14 protein-coding genes are annotated in these 17,463 nt (G+C 67.7%); 11 read left to right on the forward strand and 3 right to left on the reverse strand.

Features of this window, described 5'->3' with window-relative positions; translation table 11 throughout:
- Positions 1–46 precede the first annotated feature (46 nt).
- The 9 genes from L0U83_RS10950 (at position 47) to L0U83_RS10990 (ending at position 12,116) form a co-directional block, all read left to right on the forward strand.
- Positions 47–565: a DUF192 domain-containing protein gene (locus tag L0U83_RS10950; RefSeq protein ID WP_233882619.1), complete on the forward strand. Its 519-nt coding sequence runs from the start codon at positions 47–49 to the stop codon at positions 563–565.
- Positions 566–879: 314 nt separating this feature from the next.
- On the forward strand, positions 880–2,988 hold the full coding sequence (gene fusA / locus L0U83_RS10955) for an elongation factor G (protein WP_308445029.1): 2,109 nt from the start codon (positions 880–882) through the stop codon (positions 2,986–2,988).
- A gap of 141 nt (positions 2,989–3,129) precedes the next feature.
- Entirely contained in the window at positions 3,130–3,648 is a 519-nt protein-coding gene (locus tag L0U83_RS10960; protein ID WP_233882625.1) for a cupin domain-containing protein, read from the forward strand.
- Between the two features lie 28 nt (positions 3,649–3,676).
- Positions 3,677–4,696 carry a HoxN/HupN/NixA family nickel/cobalt transporter gene (locus tag L0U83_RS10965; protein WP_233882627.1) on the forward strand — a complete coding sequence of 340 codons (1,020 nt, stop codon included), beginning with the start codon at positions 3,677–3,679 and terminating at the stop codon, positions 4,694–4,696.
- 244 nt (positions 4,697–4,940) lie between these two features.
- Positions 4,941–6,617: an ABC transporter substrate-binding protein gene (locus L0U83_RS10970; protein ID WP_233882629.1), complete on the forward strand. Its 1,677-nt coding sequence runs from the start codon at positions 4,941–4,943 to the stop codon at positions 6,615–6,617.
- Positions 6,618–6,677: 60 nt separating this feature from the next.
- Positions 6,678–7,679: an ABC transporter permease gene (locus L0U83_RS10975; protein ID WP_373321049.1), complete on the forward strand. Its 1,002-nt coding sequence runs from the start codon at positions 6,678–6,680 to the stop codon at positions 7,677–7,679.
- Positions 7,676–8,587, forward strand: coding sequence for an ABC transporter permease (locus L0U83_RS10980; RefSeq protein ID WP_373321028.1), 912 nt, complete (start codon positions 7,676–7,678; stop codon positions 8,585–8,587). Before L0U83_RS10975 ends, L0U83_RS10980 begins: the two co-directional genes overlap by 4 nt.
- Positions 8,584–10,680, forward strand: coding sequence for a dipeptide ABC transporter ATP-binding protein (locus L0U83_RS10985; protein ID WP_233882633.1), 2,097 nt, complete (start codon positions 8,584–8,586; stop codon positions 10,678–10,680). Before L0U83_RS10980 ends, L0U83_RS10985 begins: the two co-directional genes overlap by 4 nt.
- Positions 10,681–11,240: 560 nt before the next feature.
- A complete protein-coding gene (locus tag L0U83_RS10990) occupies positions 11,241–12,116 on the forward strand; it encodes a hypothetical protein (protein WP_233882634.1) in 876 nt (291 codons plus the stop codon).
- A 237-nt stretch (positions 12,117–12,353) separates the two neighbouring features.
- Here the strand turns inward: L0U83_RS10990 and L0U83_RS10995 are convergent, their stop codons facing one another.
- Complete coding sequence (locus L0U83_RS10995) at positions 12,354–13,199, reverse strand: aldo/keto reductase (RefSeq protein WP_233882635.1); 846 nt, start codon at positions 13,197–13,199, stop codon at positions 12,354–12,356.
- Between the two features lie 158 nt (positions 13,200–13,357).
- On the opposite strand from L0U83_RS10995, the gene L0U83_RS11000 reads away from it, so the two are divergent.
- Positions 13,358–14,104, forward strand: a complete 747-nt coding sequence (locus L0U83_RS11000; RefSeq protein WP_233882636.1) for a GntR family transcriptional regulator — start codon at positions 13,358–13,360, stop codon at positions 14,102–14,104.
- Between the two features lie 31 nt (positions 14,105–14,135).
- Here L0U83_RS11000 and L0U83_RS11005 read toward each other — a convergent pair whose 3' ends face one another.
- Positions 14,136–15,569 carry a CoA transferase gene (locus L0U83_RS11005; protein WP_233882638.1) on the reverse strand — a complete coding sequence of 478 codons (1,434 nt, stop codon included), beginning with the start codon at positions 15,567–15,569 and terminating at the stop codon, positions 14,136–14,138.
- 144 nt (positions 15,570–15,713) lie between these two features.
- On the opposite strand from L0U83_RS11005, the gene L0U83_RS11010 reads away from it, so the two are divergent.
- On the forward strand, positions 15,714–16,964 hold the full coding sequence (locus L0U83_RS11010) for a citrate/2-methylcitrate synthase (RefSeq protein WP_233882642.1): 1,251 nt from the start codon (positions 15,714–15,716) through the stop codon (positions 16,962–16,964).
- A 14-nt stretch (positions 16,965–16,978) separates the two neighbouring features.
- Here L0U83_RS11010 and L0U83_RS11015 read toward each other — a convergent pair whose 3' ends face one another.
- Positions 16,979–17,359, reverse strand: a complete 381-nt coding sequence (locus tag L0U83_RS11015) for a DUF2917 domain-containing protein (RefSeq protein ID WP_233882643.1) — start codon at positions 17,357–17,359, stop codon at positions 16,979–16,981.
- Between the last annotated feature and the right edge of the window lie 104 nt (positions 17,360–17,463).

Here is a 17,463-nt window from a genome sequence, read left to right on the forward strand (position 1 = left end):
CTGGTCGCGTAACATGCGCGGATTAACCTACAGCAAGGAGCCTCTCGTGCGATTTACCCTGCGCTCGTTCTTCGTGCGCTGCGCGCTTGTCGTCGCATTGCCATTTGCCGCTTTCGCGGCGCTCACGTTCACCGCGGCGGCGACGTCGAGCAGCGCGCTGGCGCAGCAGATGCCGCCGGGGGCCAAGCAGCCCAGCGAATTTCCGCGCGTGAAACTCACCGCAGGCATGTTCGTGATCGACGCCGCGGTCGCCGCCAACGACGCGGACCGCGAACAGGGCCTCATGTACCGTTCGCAACTCGGGCCCAATGAAGGCATGCTGTTCGTGTTCGGCGAAAACGCCGTGCACTGCTTCTGGATGAAGAACACGCTGATCCCGCTGTCGATCGCCTTCATTCGCGCCGACGGCACGATCACCGACATTGACGAGATGCAGGCCGAAACGACCAACAACCACTGCCCGCGCAATAACGGCACGTTCGCGCTCGAAATGCCCAAGGGTTGGTTCACGGCGAAGGGCATCAAGCCCGGCATGGTGATTCAGGGACTGCCGCCGCTGCAGTAAGCGCGCGGTTACCCCGCAGTCATCCGTCACGCGACACTCGCGCGCAGCGCGAGAAGCGCAAGCCGGCCCCGTACGCAAGGGCCCGCATGGGCTGCGCCCCGCCTGGCGCCGCTTTGGCACGCCGCGGCCCGCTGCGGCCTTCTTCCCGCGCCGCGACATGCGCCCTGCAAAACCGGCGCGCAAGCGCTATCCTAGTAATCCCCAGCATGGCGCGTGCCACAACCGCGCGCGCCGTGCGGCGCATCGGGCCGCGCGCTGGCCGCGCCGCGTGCCGCCCGGCAGCTTCCATGGCGCGTCATTCCAAGGAGATCACCGTGCCTCGCAAGACCCCCATCGAGCGCTATCGCAACATCGGGATCAGCGCTCACATCGACGCCGGCAAAACCACGACGACCGAGCGCATCCTTTTCTACACCGGCGTGAATCACAAGCTCGGCGAGGTTCACGACGGCGCGGCGACCATGGACTGGATGGAGCAGGAGCAGGAACGCGGCATCACGATCACCTCGGCCGCGACCACCGCGTTCTGGAAGGGCATGGCCGGCAATTACCCCGAACACCGCATCAACATCATCGACACCCCGGGGCACGTGGACTTCACGATCGAAGTGGAGCGCTCCATGCGCGTGCTCGACGGCGCGTGCATGGTGTACGACTCCGTGGGCGGCGTGCAGCCGCAGTCGGAAACCGTGTGGCGCCAGGCGAACAAGTACAAGGTCCCGCGCATTGCATTCGTCAACAAGATGGACCGCGTGGGCGCGGACTTCTTCCGCGTACAGCGGCAGATCGGCGAGCGTCTGAAGGGCGTAGCCGTGCCTATCCAGATTCCGGTGGGCGCGGAAGATCACTTCCAGGGCGTGGTCGATCTCGTGAAGATGAAGGCGATCGTCTGGGACGACGAGAGCCAGGGCGTGAAATTCGCGTATGAGGAGATTCCCGCGAATCTCGTCGAGCTTGCGCATGAGTGGCGCGAGAAGATGGTCGAGGCCGCCGCCGAAGCCGACGAAACGCTGCTCGAAAAGTATCTGCACGACCACGAGAGCCTGACCGAAGAGGAAATCAAGGGCGGCCTGCGCAAGCGCACGATCGCCAACGAGATCGTGCCGATGCTCTGTGGCAGCGCGTTCAAGAACAAGGGCGTGCAGGCCATGCTCGACGCCGTGATCGACTATCTGCCGTCGCCGGTGGACGTGCCCGCGATTCTCGGCCACGACCTCCACGACAAGGAAATCGAGCGCCACCCGACCGACGACGAACCGTTCTCCGCGCTCGCCTTCAAGATCATGACCGACCCGTTCGTCGGGCAGCTGATCTTCTTCCGCGTCTATTCGGGCGTGGTGAATTCGGGCGACACGGTGCTCAACGCGACCAAGGACAAGAAGGAGCGCCTCGGCCGCATCCTGCAGATGCACGCGAACGAGCGCAAGGAAATCAAGGAAGTGCGCGCGGGCGATATCGCGGCAGCGGTGGGCCTGAAAGAAGCGACGACGGGCGACACGCTCTGCGATCCGGCGCATGCCATCGTGCTCGAACGGATGATCTTCCCCGAGCCCGTGATCTCGCAGGCCGTCGAGCCGAAGACCAAGGCCGACCAGGAAAAGATGGGCATCGCGCTCAACCGTCTTGCGCAGGAAGACCCCTCTTTCCGCGTGCAAACCGATGAAGAGTCCGGCCAGACCATCATCTCGGGCATGGGCGAGCTGCACCTGGAAATTCTTGTCGATCGCATGAGGCGCGAGTTCGGCGTGGAGGCGACGGTCGGCAAACCGCAGGTCGCGTATCGCGAGACCGTGAAGAACAAGGTCGAAGATGTCGAAGGCAAGTTCGTCAAGCAGTCGGGCGGGCGCGGCCAGTATGGCCACGCCGTCATCACGCTCGAACCGCAGCCGCCGGGCAAGGGTTACGAATTCGTCGACGCCATCAAGGGCGGCGTGATTCCGCGCGAGTTCATTCCGGCTGTCGACAAGGGCATCCAGGAGACGCTCAAGGCAGGCGTGCTCGCGGGCTACCCCGTGGTCGACACGAAGGTCACGCTCACCTTCGGCTCGTACCACGACGTGGACTCGAACGAAAACGCCTTCCGCATGGCCGGTTCGATGGCCTTCAAAGATGCGATGCGCAAGGCGAAGCCGATTCTGCTCGAGCCGATGATGGCCGTGGAAGTGGAAACGCCCGAAGACTTCATGGGCAACGTGATGGGCGACCTGTCGAGCCGTCGCGGCATCGTGCAGGGCATGGAGGACATCGCGGGCGGCGGCGGCAAGATCGTGCGCGCCGAAGTGCCGCTCTCCGAGATGTTCGGCTATTCCACGTCGCTGCGCTCGCTCACGCAAGGCCGCGCGACCTACACGATGGAGTTCAAGCACTACGCGGAAACGCCGCAGAACGTGGCCGAAGCGGTCATCAACGCGAAGAAGGCGTAACGCAGGCGACGCGCAGGCGTTGCTGTGCACACGAAAGCCCGTCCCTTGCGGACGGGCTTTTCTACATGCGCGCGGCGCATTTTTGACCATGCCACAATGCGGCGATAACGCTGCGACGCCCACAGTCAAGGAGACACGACGATGAGTCACGATCACGGCCATGAGCATCCTCATGAACACCCTCACGACGACGCGCCTATCGACTGGCGCGAAAACGGCGTCAAGGTGATACGCGGCGATCAGCTCGACACGAACACCGCGCAAACGCCTGGCATGAACCGCGCTGCCGCGATCAACGCGGCGCGCGTGGGCGCGCAGAAGATCTGGGCGGGCACGGTGACGATCCATCCGAACGCGAAGACGGGCGCGCATCATCACGGCGCGCTGGAAAGCGTGATTTACGTCGTGCGCGGTCACGCGCGCATGCGCTGGGGCGAGCACCTGGAGTTCACGGCCGAGGCGGGTCCTGGCGACTTCATCTTCGTGCCGCCCTACGTGCCGCACCAGGAGATCAACGCGAGCACCGACGATCCGCTCGAATGCGTGCTCGTGCGCAGCGACAACGAGGCCGTGGTGGTGAACCTGAACATCGACGCCGTCGAAGCGCCGGAAACCGTGTACTGGGTCGATCCGATCCACCGCCATCCGCACGACCATTGATCGCCCGGCCGCAAATCCACACTGACGCATGACGACACCCCCCGCCTCGCTGCGCGCCCGCCTGATTGCGCTCTACGCCGTGCTCGTCGCCGCCAATCTCGGCGCGTGGGCGTGGGCGCTGATCGCGTTTCGCCACTACCCGCTGCTGCTCGGCACGGCGTTGCTCGCCTACGGCTTCGGCCTGCGCCACGCGGTGGACGCCGACCATATCGCCGCCATCGACGCCGTCACGCGCAAGCTCATGCAGCAAGGCGAGCGCCCGCTCGGCGTGGGCCTCGCGTTCTCGCTCGGCCACTCGACGGTCGTGATCGCCGCCACGCTCGGCATCGCGCTCACGGCGCTCTCGCTGCATGGCCGCTTCGAGCGGTTCCACGAGATCGGCTCGACGATCGGCACGCTCGTTTCGTCGACGTTCCTGCTGGTGCTCGCGGGCGTGAACCTCGTGATCCTGCGCGACGTATGGATGCGCTACCGGCGCGCGCAACACGGCGACGACGCGACGCTCGCGGCCACCGATGCGCCCGCTCCCGCCGGCCTCTTTTCGCGCGCGCTGCGTCCGCTCTTCGCACTCGTCACGAAGAGCTGGCACCTGTATCCCGTGGGTGTGCTGTTCGGCCTCGGCTTCGACACGGCCACCGAAATCGGCCTGCTCGCCATCGCCGCCGCCGAAGCGGGCAAAGGCTTGCCGATGTATTCGATTCTCGTGTTCCCCACGCTTTTCACCGCGGGCATGACGCTCGTCGATTCCACCGACAACGTGCTGATGGTCCACGCCTACGGCTGGGCCATGGACGACCCCAGGCGCAAGCTCTACTACAACGCAAGCATCACCTTCGTCTCCGCGCTCGTGGCGATCGTGATCGGCGGCGTGGAAGCGCTCGGACTCATCGCCAACAAGCTCGGCGCAAGCGGCGGCGCGTGGACGCTCATCGCCGGCCTGAACGAGCGCTTCGGCGAACTCGGCTACGGCATCGTCGCGACGTTCATCGCGTGCTGGATCGGCTCTGTGCTGTTCCATCGCTGGCGCCGGCCCGCCGCGGCCCGCTAGACCTCACGCGCGTGCCGCGCTGTGCCTCGCACGGCGTGCCACGCGCGCGCAACCCCGCGAAACCCTACCCTTCGCCTCGATTGCCGAAAGCGCGTAAACTAAGCCCAGCTATTGCGCGCAATAGCCTCATCAAGCGTTTCAGTTAGCTGCACCCATTCGTCGTCTGCCGTACCGCATGCCGCCGTCGCGCACGCCCTCGGGCCTCGCGCGCCCCCTGAACGGAATCGCACGGAAACCCGCACCGATGAAACGACCGCAGTCCCGCCGTCCGCTCCTGCCCCGCCTCGAAGCGTTGCGCCCCCAGGCTGGCGACCATGGCAACCACGCGCTCGACGAATTCGTAGCCGGGCGCCTGACGCGCCGCGAACTGCTGCGCTATGCGAGCGCGGTCGGCCTCACGGCGCTGCCCGCCTTCGCGGGGCTCGGCGTGCCACGCAGCGCGCACGCCCAGGGCGCGGGCAAGCCCGGCGAGCAGACGATCCGCGTGGCGCACCTCACGCCTGCGGGCGCCGTCGATCCGCTCACCGTGACCGATGCGGGCGCGCTGTGTCTGCTGAACCAGACCGGCGAATTCCTCGCCAACGACGACGCGCAAGGCCATCTGCAACCCGCCCTCGCGCTCTCGTGGCAAGCCAACGCGAAAGCAGACGTCTGGACGTTCAAGCTGCGCCCCAACGTGAAATTCCACGACGGCCAGCCGTTCGGCGCGAAGGACGTGGTGGCGACCTTCGATCGCCTCGCCGATCCGGCAACCGGCTCGGCGGCGCTCTCGGTACTCAAGGGCGTGCTCTCCAAGGGCGGTACGAAGGCCATCGACGACCACACGGTCGAGTTCCATCTCGATGCGCCCAACGGCAATTTCGCCTACTACGTTTCTTCGGACAACTACAACGCCGTGATGCTGCCCGCCAACTATGCGGGCAATTACGAAAAGAGCTTCATCGGCACGGGGCCATTCAAGCTCGACAAATTCGAAGCGCGGCGCGGCGTGAGCTTCGTGCGCAATCCGGACTATTGGGGCGACAAGGCGCTGCCCGCGCGCGTGGAATTCGCGTTCTACGCCGACGAGCAGGCACAGTTGCTCGCGCTGCAAGGCCATCAGGCCGACGTGATGGGCACCTTCACCGTGCAGGGCGGCATCGGCATCCTGAACAATCCCGACTTCAAGGTGATTGGCGTGCGCTCGAGCGCGCATCGCCAGATCCACATGCGCAACGACTCGCCCACGTTCAAGGACAAGCGGGTGCGCCAGGCGCTCGCGCTTGCGCTCGATCGTGACGTGCTCGTGCGCGGACTCTTCAAGGGCCGCGCCGTGATGGGCAACGACAGTCCGTTCGCGCCCATCTTTCCTTCTACGGCGACGGACGTACCCCAGCGCAAGCTCGATGTCGCGAAGGCACGCCAGTTGCTCGCGCAGGCGGGCGTGCCCAACGGCTTCGACGTGACGCTCACCACCGAAAAGTACATGGAGTTGCCGGACCTCGCCGTGGTCGTGCAGAACGCGGCGAAGGCGGTCGGCATTCGCATCGCGCTCAAGGTGGAGAGCCAGTCGCAGTACTACGGCGCGGGCACGTTCGGCAAATCGGACTGGCTCGACTCGCCGCTCGGCATGACCGACTACGGGCATCGGGGCGTGCCGAACGTGTTTCTCAACGCGCCGCTCACCTCGGGCGGCACGTGGAATGCTGCGCACTTTCGCAACGCGCAGTACGACAAGCTGGTTGCGCAGTTTGCGGCGACGCTCGACGTGGCGGCGCAGAAGCAGGTGGCGAGGCAAATCCAGACGTTGTTGCTCGACGAGACGCCCGTGATCATCCCGTACTTCTACGACCAGTTGATCGCACAGCGCGCCGTGCTTTCCGGTGTGCGCTTCACGGCGCTCGCGCAGCTCTATTTCGACCGCGCGACGCTCGCCGCCTGAGCCGGCACGCGAGGCTAGCGCAACCGAAACGGAGGTCCGATGGCTACTCCGCTCCCGCCCATGCCGAATCCGGCCGGCGCCGCGCGCGCATTCGCCCCGCGCGCGGGCGTCGTGCACTTTCTTGGCAGGCGCGCCGCCTGGGCGGTCTTCACGCTCTGGCTGCTTTCGGTGCTCGTGTTCGCGGGCGGCCAGTTGCTGCCTGGCGACATCGGCCGCGCCGTGCTCGGGCCGCTCGCCGACGCGCGCGCAGTGGCCGCGCTCAATCATGAACTGGGCGCGGACCGGCCCGTGCTCGATCAGTACGCCTCGTGGATCACGCATGCGCTGCGCGGCGACTTCGGCATGTCGTGGAGCTACAAGCAGCCCGTGGCGCCGTTCGTGGCAGACGCGCTCTTGCAGTCGGCGAAGCTCGGCCTGCTCGCGTTCGTGGTGGTGGTGCCGCTCGGCATCGCGGGCGGCGTGTGGGCGGCACTCCACGAAGGCCGCTTGATCGACCGCGCGATCAGCACGGGCGGCCTGTGCGCGAGCGCCGTGCCGGAGTTCGTCTCGTCGATCGTGCTGATCCTCATCTTCGGCGTGTGGCTGCGCTGGCTGCCCATTGAAGCCACCGCGCCCACCGGCGCGGGCGTGCTCGAACAATTGCGCCACCTCGTGCTGCCCGTGCTGCCGCTCGTGCTCGTGTTCTTCGGCTACCTCGCGCGTATCGCGCGCGCGGGCACGATCACGGCGCTCGATGCCGACTACACGCGCACCGCGATTCTCAAAGGGCTGCCGAGCCACGTCGTGATCGTGCGCCACGTCCTGCGCAATGCGCTCTTGCCCAGCGTGACGGTGGCGGCCACGCAGCTCGGTTATCTGATCGGCGGGCTCGTCGTGGTCGAATCGCTGTTCCGCTATCCGGGCGTAGGCTCCCTCATCTTCAACGCCGCGAAAACCAAAGACTTTCCGTTGCTCGAAGCGGGCGTGCTCGCGGTGGGCGCGGTCTACACGCTCGCCAATCTCGCCGCCGACGCGCTGCACGCGTTGCTCGACCCGCGCCTGCGCACGCCGGGAGGCGCATGACCGATATGGCATCCGAAGCAATTTCTCCGGGCGGCGAACCGCCCGACGCGCAACCGCCAGGCGAAGAAGCGCTTGCCGACACACGTCTGCGCGACACGCTGCATCTGCTGCTGCGCTCGCCCTCGTTCGTCGCGGGTGTGTTGATCGTCGTGTGGTGGATCGTCTGCGCACTCGCGGGCCCGTGGTTCGCGCCGCACGACGCCTACGCGTCCGACCCGCTCAGCTCGCTCCTGCCGCCCGACCATACGCACTGGTGCGGCACGGATCAACTCGGCCGCGACATCTGCTCGCGCGTGATCGTGGGCGCGCGCGACATCCTCACGATCGCGCCACTCGCCACGCTCGTCGGGACGCTCGCGGGCGCGGCGCTCGGGCTCGTGACCGGCTATTTCGAAGGCGCATTCGGCACGCTCGTCGCGCGCACGCTCGACGCGGTGCTCGCGCTGCCGCTCGTGATCGTCGCGCTGCTCGTGCTCGCGGCCGTGGGCGCATCGAATCTCGCGGTGGTGCTCGTGATCGGCATTACGTTCGCGCCGCTCATCGCGCGCACGGTGCGCGCCGCCGTGCTCGCCGAGCGCCATCTCGACTACGTGGCGGCGGCTCGTTTGCGCGGCGCGAACGCGTTCACCGTGATGTTCACCGAGATCCTGCCGAACGTATGGCCGCCCATCGTCGTTGAAGCGACGGTGCGCCTCGGCTATGCGATCTTCGCGGTGGCGACGCTCTCGTTCCTCGGCTTCGGCATCCAGCCGCCATCCGCCGACTGGGGGCTCGCGCTCGCCGAGTCGTACACGCTGCTCGCGGGCGGCGCATGGTGGACCGTGGCGTTCGACGCGCTCGCCATCGCCTCGCTCGTGGTGGCCGTGAACCTCATTGCCGACAGCCTGCGCGAGGTGCTCCAATCGTGAACCGCCCCGCACCTTCACGCACCGCTCTCGCCACTTTCAGCGCGCCGCGCGATGACGACGCGCTCGCGCTCGTCGGCCTCACCGTCGCCTATCGCGTGCGCGGGCGCGAGCGCGACGTGCTCACCGACGTCTCGCTGTGCATCCGGCGCGGCGAAGCGTATGGGCTCGTGGGCGAATCGGGCTGCGGCAAGTCGACGGTCGCGCTCGCCGCACTGCGCTACCTCCCGCGCAACGGCCGCGTGAAGGCCGGGCGCATCGCGATTGCGGGCGACGACGTGCTCGCGCTCGACGCCGACGGTCTGCGCGCGCTGCGCGCCAACGCCGTGTCGATGGTCTATCAGGATCCCGCCAGCGCGCTCAATCCCACGCTCACCATCGCCCGTCAGTTGAACGAAGCGTTCGAAGCCGCGGGCGCCGACGCGAGCGTGGCCCGTTCACGCTCGCATGCGATGCTCGAACGCGTGCGCATTGCCAATCCGGGCCGCGTGCTGGCGAGCTACGCCCATCAGCTATCGGGCGGCATGCAGCAGCGCGTGGTGATTGCGATGGCGCTCGCGTCGAACCCCGCGCTCCTGATCCTCGACGAACCGACCACGGGCCTCGACGCCACCGTCGAGGCCGAGGTGCTCGACCTCATCGCGAAGCTGCGCACGGAGCTGGACATGGCGGTGCTGCTCATCAGCCACGACCTCGCGGTGATCGGGCGCATGTGCGAACGCGTGGGCGTGCTGTACGCGGGGCGGCTAGTCGAGGAAGGCGTCACGCGCGACGTGTTCGAGCGCGCGCGGCATCCGTACACGGTGGGCCTGCTGCGCTGTCTGCCCACGCATGGTCGCAACAAGCATGCAGGCGCGCTCGACACGATACCGGGCGAGTTGCCCGCGCCAGGCGCGAGCGCGCCCGGCTGCATCTATGCCCCGCGCTGTCGCTTGGCCGACGCGCGTTGCCGCATGGAAGCGCCGCCGCCGCATCGCATGACGTCGCCGAACGGCGAGCAGATGTCGCGCTGCCACTATCACGAACGCGCGATCGAATTGCCGTTCGGTAATCTGATCGGCGGCGGCGACGGCTCGCAGACGTCGAGCAATAGCCCTTCGAACGCCGACGCCGAACCGCGTGTCATACTGCGTGCGCTCGACGTCTCGCGCACCTTCGGACACGGCGCGCATGCCGTGCGCGCGCTCGACGGCGTGTCGATCGAGTTGCATGCGGGCGAGACGCTCGGCGTCGTAGGCGAATCGGGCAGCGGCAAGACGACGCTCGCGCGAATGCTGCTCGGCCTCAATGCGCCCGACGCGGGCGGCGCCGTCGAACTCGACGGCAAACGCCTGCACGCTCACGTCGCGCGGCGTCGCGCCGACGAGCGTGCGGCGCTGCGCGTCGTGTTCCAGCATCCCGACGCCTCGCTCAATCGCGCGCTGCCGGTGAAACGGCTGATCGAACGTGCGCTTTCCCGGCCGCGTGACGAGACGCCGGCAGATCATCAAGCCTCAGACGAATCGCGCATCGCGGGGCTGCTCGAAGCCGTGCGCGTGCCGGCGCGCTATCTCGTGGCACGCGCGCGGCAACTTTCGGGCGGCCTCAAGCAGCGCGTGGCAATCGCCCAGGCGTTCGCGGGCGAACCGCGCATCGTGATCTGCGACGAGCCCACTTCGGCGCTCGATGTCTCCGTACAGGCCGCGATTCTCAATCTGCTCGCACGCCTGCAGCGCGAACGCGGCGTGAGCTACCTGTTCATCTCGCACGACCTCGATGTCGTGCGCTATCTCGCCGATCGCATCGTCGTGCTCTACGCGGGCCGCATCGTGGAAAGCGGTCCGGCCGGCACAGTGTTCGACGGCCCATGGCATCCGTATACAGAAACGCTGCTGGCCGCGCGCGCGCTGGGCGTGGCGTCTGCAAACGGCACACAGGCGACGGGGCGCGGCTGTATTTTCAGCGCGCACTGCCCGCGCAAAATCGGCGCCATTTGCGACGAAGCGCCCCCGCCGCTTGCCGATGCGGGCGGCGGCCATCGCATTCTCTGCCACATTCCAGTAGACGAATTGCGCGCACAACAGAGTGCCACCACGGCCACACAATCGACAGCCTGAAGGTGTGATAGCGCTCATATCGAGCACTCCGGTTCGTTGCGCTGTCCGCTTTCGCAACGCAAACACGCGCCACTCGGCGCGCGCGTTTCATCGACGTAACGTTTTCCGCGTATTTTCTGCCATGCGGACGACACATCAATTGTTAAGTCCACCTGGCACGCCCCTCCGCAGCCGATGGCACAAAACTGGCTACATCGGCACCAGGCATCCGGCCGCTGCAATCCAGTGCAATCCGCCCCGACACGCGCGGGGTGTCGCACCGGGCGGACGGATGACCGGCTGCTCGACGCGCTTGTAATCTGCCGTCCCACGCCATGGGCTCCGACAATCCACAAGTAGTCCTGCACAAACCGGTCATCCTGCGCGCGGCCTGACCGGGTGCCTTTTGTTTGGTCAGTAGTTTGGCGAGTACCGCTCCAGCCGGATCGAAGAACCATCTACGCCGGCGCGAAGCGGGTTGCGAGCCTAACGGAGTCGGCGCACGCGCACAAGGCGTGCAGCCTGCACGGGGGCATGAGGGACGACAGCGCATCACGCTGCAGCCTCACGGGGAGAACAAGATGAAAAAGACGAATATTCATAAGTACTGCTATTTTATAAAACGGGGAGTCGGCATGTGTGCGGTGGGCGCGGGCATTCTGTTCAACGCGAGCACCGCCCGCGCCGCAGGCGACACCATCAATGCGGTGATCCTGCTCGCCGACGCACCTTTTCCGGCGAGCGGGGCGGAAGGCTTCGGGGCTTTCAGCGCGCCGGTTGCTGCGGAGTCGGCAGGCGTTGGTTCGGCTGCCGTCGGCACCTCGTCGAAAACTGATTCGGAGTCCGATTCAGCCATCCTGGCGAGCGACGTTTCTACTGTGTTCGCACCGAACGATTGCATTAGCCGTACTACCGGCACTGCGTGTTTTCGGGGCAACGGCGGCGGCCATGGCGGCTCGGGTTCGTCGGGTGGCAGCAACGGAAGCAGCGGCGGCGGTGCGGGCGCCGCTACGGCCAGCACGGGAGGGCTTGGCCGCAGCGGCAGTTCTGGCGTAGGTGGAACGGGACAGAGCGGTTCGGGAGGCGGTTCCAGCAACTCCGGCGGCGGGAAAGGCGGCAGTGGGAAAGGCGGCGGTGGCAACAACGGCGGTGGCAACAACGGCGGCGGCAACAACGGCGGTGGCAACAACGGCGGCGGAAACAACGGCGGTGGAAACAACGGCGGCGGCAGCAACAACGGCGGCGGCAGTTCAGGCGGGTGCGGCTGCGGCAGCCACGGCGGATCGGCAAGCGGCCCTTCGGGCGGACCCGCGGGCGGTTTCGGTGGCGGCTTTGGCGGGGGTTTCGGCGGCTTCGGCGGAGGTTTCGGAGGTGGATTCGGCAAGGGTGGACCGTCGGGCGGCCCGGGCGGCGGGTACGGCGGCGGACACGGTGGCGGCCATGGCAGCGGTCATTGAACCTGTACGGCGGTGCAGGCAGACCGCAGCAGCCACCCCGATCTGGCGCGACGGCCAGGCGCGCCAGTCCTGGCGTCGGCGGCGGCGTCCCGGTCCCCCGGCCGGGCACCGCCGCCGTGGGCCGGTCGCCGGATACGCGATGCGCGTGGCGTTCCCAGGCGGTCACGCCGGCTGTCTGCTCGCGATACGCCGGCGCAGGCCATGATCGCGCGCGCGAAGCGCGTACCCCCTCGCGCCCTACAGCATCTCCAGCGGACGCTTGTTGCGTGGCGGCTTGAACCAGGCGTCGAGCGCCGCGTGCTCTTGCGCACCGAGCACGAGATCGAGCGCCGCGCGGTTGTCGCGCACGTGCTCCACGCGTCCTGCCTTCGGAATCGCGCAGACCCCGCTTTGACTCAGGACCCACGCCATCGCCACGCGATACACCGACACGCCGTGCGCATGAGCGATGTCGTCGAGCGGCGAGCGCCTGGGCAAGCGCGCGTGATCGATGGGGCTATACGCCATCACCGGCATGCGATGCGCAGCGCTCCACGGCAGCAGGTCGAATTCGGCGCCGCGACGCGCGATGTTGTAGAGGATCTGGTTGGTCGCGCATGCGTCGCCGCCGGGCGTGGCGAACAGTTCCTCCATGTCGTCGGTGTCGAAGTTGCTCACGCCCCAGTGGCGGATCTTGCCCGCGCGCACGAGCGCTTCGAACCCTTCGACCGTCTCTTCGAGCGGCACGCCGCCGCGCCAGTGCAGCAAATAGAGATCGAGCCGGTCGGTGCCGAGGCGTTTCAAGCTCGCCTCGCACGCGCGCGCAACGCCGCTGCGGCTCGCGTTGTGCGGATACACCTTGCTCACGAGAAACACCTCGTCGCGCAGACCCTGCAAGGCCTCGCCGACCAAACGCTCGGTCGCGCCGTCGCCGTACATCTCCGCGGTGTCGATGAGCGTCATGCCGAGCGCCACGCCTTCGCGCAACGCGGCGATTTCCGCCGCGCGATGCGCGCTGCGCTCGCCCATTTCCCATGTGCCCTGCCCGAGCTTTGGAATGCGCTCGCCGTCCGGCAACGCGACGCTTGCGATATCGGTCGTCATGATCTCCCTTTGCGCACTGCAACGGCGCTGACTGGCAAAGAACGGCCAGTGTATCGCCTCGCGCGCAATGCGGTCATACACACTCTCGCAAGCCGTTCATTTCCGGGATCGCACGCCGATGACATAAAATTGCCGTTCGCCTTTCATGCCTGCCTCCCATGAACGCTCCCACGGAAGACCGCTGGCGCGACCTGCGCCCGGACCCGGACAACGACACGCCGCTTTATTTGCAGCTCGCACGCAAGCTGAGCGTCGCGATTCACGACAATCGCTGGAACGCGGGCGAAGCCCTGCCTTCGGAACGCGTACTCGCGGAGTCTCTCGGCGTTTCGCGCATCACGGCGCGCAAGGCGATCGCGCTGCTCGTCGAGCAGGGCCTGATTCGCCGCACGCAAGGCGCGGGCAGCTTCATCACGCCGCGTATCGAAGACCCGCTTTCGCGCCTCACGAGCTTCAGCGAGATGCTGCGCCAGCGCGGCTTCACGCCAAGCTCGCGCTGGCTGTCGCGCGAGATCCAGCCCGCGAGCCGCGACGAAGTGATCCAGCTCGGCCTCTCGCCGGCGGCCGCCGTCACGCGCCTGAAACGCCTGCGTCTCGCGGACGGCATCGTCATGGCCGTCGAGAACTCCACCTTCCCCGCTGCGCTGATCCCCGATCCGAATGCGATCGGCGACTCGCTCTACAGCTTTCTCGAACAGCGCGGACTTTCGATCGTGCGCGCGCTGCAGCACTTTCGCGCCGTGAACGCGAGCGAGGAAATCGCACGGCAGATGAGCATCGCGCCCAACGAGGCGCTGCTGCTCATCACGCGCGTGGGCTACACCGCCGATCAGCGCGCCATCGAACTCACCGATACATACTGCCGCAACGACTATTACGATTTCGTCGCGGAATTGCGCAAGTAGTCCGCTGAAGCGCGTGCAGGCGCCTGGTTTTCTACCGCGCGCTCCACACCGGCGCATCGCTGCCGATCGGCACCGGTGGCCGCGCGTGAAACGCGGGTGTGAGTTCGAGCCGCTCGGCGGGCGCCACCGCGCGCACGCGCCCGAACGGCGAATCCATTTCCTCCAGGCAATCGGCGAGATCGGCGGCGCCTACCTCGGGTGACTGCTGGCCGTCTTCGAGCGTGCCCATCGTCTGCAGCCAGCGGCCCGTTTGCGCGAGCGAAAGGCGCACGTGCCAGCTACCGCCTTCGCGTGCGCGCCGCGCGAGCGCGACCATCGCGCCAAACGCCGCGAGATAGCCCGTGGCGTGATCGAGCGCCTGACACGGCAGCGGACGGGCCGCGATGAACGGCGCCGCGGTTTCCCTGCCGCCGTTGCCCTGCTTTGCCGCGGCGACGCTCTCGGCCCACACGATCCCGCTCGCCGACTGCACGAGGCTGTCGAAGCCGCGCCGCTCGCGCCACGGCCCGCGATGCCCATACGCACTGATCGACACGCATACGATTCCGGGCCGCAACTGCGCGAGCGCTTCAGGCGCGAATCCGCGCGCGGCGAGCGCGCCTGGCCGGTAGCCTTGAACGAACACATCGGCGTCGCGCACGAGCGCGCGCAATTGCTCGCACGCGGCTTCGTCGCGCAGGTCGAGCGTAGCCGAGCGCTTGCTGCGGCCGTTGTCGATCACGAGCGGCGCGATGTTCGGCAGATGCGCCCCGTTGATGAGCAGCACGTCCGCGCCGTGTTGACCGAGCGTGCGCCCCGCCACCGGCCCCGCGATGATGCGCGTGAGGTCGAGCACGCGCACACCTTCCAGAGGACGCGCGCCGGCGCCCCCTCGCGGCGCCTCGGCGCTCGCGTCGCCAATGCGCTCGATCTCGAAGAGCGGCAGGCTCGCCACCGCCTTCGCCTGCTCGTGCGCGGCCCATTCGCGCGGCGCGCGCACGAGCGCGGCGCACAGGCCCGCTTGCGCGAGCGCGTCGTCGAGGGCCGCGCCCTCCCAGCCGAGGATCGCGCGCGCCACGGCTTCGCGGTCGTCCGCGCATTGGAGCACGCGCAGGATGCCCGCAAGGTGATGCGGGAAGTTCGCGTGGAGCTGGATCCAGCGGCCATCGCCGGTCGGGAAGTGGCCCGTCACGGGGTGACGCAGCTCCGTGGGCGGCTTGCCGTCCACGCTCAAATAACGTTCGCTGCGAAACGCGGCCAGCCCACGGCGCACGTCGATCGCTACGCGCTGCGCCCGGCCCGTGCGTAACGCGTGCAGTTGCGCCGCCGCGAGCCCCGCCGCGCCAATGCTCGCCGCCGCGAGCGTGCCCACGCGAAAGATCGAGGGCAGTCCCGGATCGCTGCCTTCCATGTCGAGCCAGCCGAGCGCGGACGGATCGCAGCCCGCCAGCATCCAGAGGTGTTCGAGCGCGTCGCGTGGCGTCATGGCGTGCAGTCCTTTTGCGAGGGAAGCGTGGAGAAAATGAGCCGAAGTGATGTCACGCATCGTCGCGCCGCTCGAATCCCGCATCAATCTTGATTATCATGATCAACATAGATTGATTTCTCCGGTTCCAGGAGGCGAGCCACCATGTCCAGCTATATGACCGCGCAAGAAGCTGCCGCCGAACTCGGCATCAGCCGGGCGACGCTCTACGCCTATGTGAGCCGCGGACTCATCGCTTCGGCGCCCTCGCCCAATGGCCGCCACAACCGCTACGACGCCGGCGAGGTGCGGCGCCTGGCGCGCCGCAAGGCCGACGGCAAGCGCGCGGGCAAGGTCGCGCAGAAGGTGCTCGACTGGGGCGTACCCGTGCTCGAATCGTCGATCACGCTGATCGCCGATGGCAAGCTCTTTTATCGCGGCGAGGACGCCATCGCGCTCGCGCGCCAGGCCTCGCTCGAAGAGGTCGCGGCGCTGCTCTGGCAATGCGCGCCGCGCCGCGTGCTGCAGGCGCCCGAGGCGCCCATCGCGGCCGCGCAATGGTCGGCGTGGCTGAAGATCTGGAGTGGGCACACGCCGCTCGAACGTGCGCTCGTGCTGTTACCCGCCGCCGCCGCGCAAATGCCGCGTATCTGGGCGCAGGGCCGCGACGCGCAAATCGACACTGGTGCGATGCTCATACGCCTGCTCGCGGCGGCGCTCGTTTCCGCCGCGCCGTCGAACGAACCGCTGCACCGCCAGCTAGGCGAGGCGTGGGGCGTGCGCTCGCGCGCGCAAACCGACCTGCTGCGCGCGGCGCTCGTGCTGTGCGCAGACCACGAACTGAATGCCTCGACGTTCACGGTGCGCTGCATCACGTCGACCGGCACGCATCTGTTCGGCGCGGCGACGGGCGGCCTTGCCGCGCTGGCCGGACCGCGCCACGGCGGCGAGACCACGCGCGTGGCCGCGCTCTTCGACGAAGCCGCGCGCGCGGACGATCTGCATCGCTATCTGGCCGACCGTCTCGCGCCCGACGAACTCGGCGCGGCTGTGCCGCTCTCCGGCTTCGGCCACCCGCTCTATCCCGATGGCGACCCGCGCGCGCGCCTGTTGCTGGACCTGCTCGCACAGCGTGCGCCGGCGCGCTCGCCCATGGACGAAGTCGACGCCCTCGCCCAGGCCGTGGCCGAGACGAGCGGCGCGCGCCCGACGCTCGACTACGCGCTCGCGGCCATCGAGCGCGTGCTGGGACTGCCGCGCGGCGCGGCGTTCACGTTGTTCGCCGCTGGCCGCGTGACGGGCTGGATCGCACATGCGCTCGAACAGACCGCCGATGGCCGGCTGATCCGCCCGCGCGCACGTTATGTGGGGGAAATGGCAGGCGATATCAGGCATGCCGTGAAGCACATCGCATAGCACGAGCGGCAAGCTCAACCCGCCGCCCGGACACCCCATTGCCCACGCTGCGCCCAGCCGCGCAGCGCCTCGCCGACGCGCGCTGCGACACCACTCGCGCCCGCCGCGCGTACGCGTTCCATGTCGACTGGCGCGACCGTGCGTGCCGGCGCTTCGGCGGTTGCGCCGCCCAGTGCGAGCACGAAACGCGCGCCCTCGCGGCCCGCGCTCACGTGTACGCGCACGCCCGCCGCGAGCCCGATCGACTCGCCCGCGCGCAGCCAGTAGTCGCCGGCGTCGCCCGCGATCGTGAGCCAGATTTCGCCTTCGCTCACATGCAATTGCATTGCCTCGGCAAGCCGCCAGGTTTCGACGGGCTCACCGTGTTCCAGTTCGAAGATTCGGATTTCGCGCATTGCCGTGCTCCTTGCAGACTGGCCGCCGAGCACCTTCGGACGGCCACCGGAAGGCTTGCAGACAAGGACTTGAAGCGCCTTCCCGGTAGGAGCATTATTGCGGT

The organism is Paraburkholderia flagellata (genome assembly GCF_021390645.1).
Lineage (GTDB): Bacteria > Pseudomonadota > Gammaproteobacteria > Burkholderiales > Burkholderiaceae > Paraburkholderia > Paraburkholderia flagellata.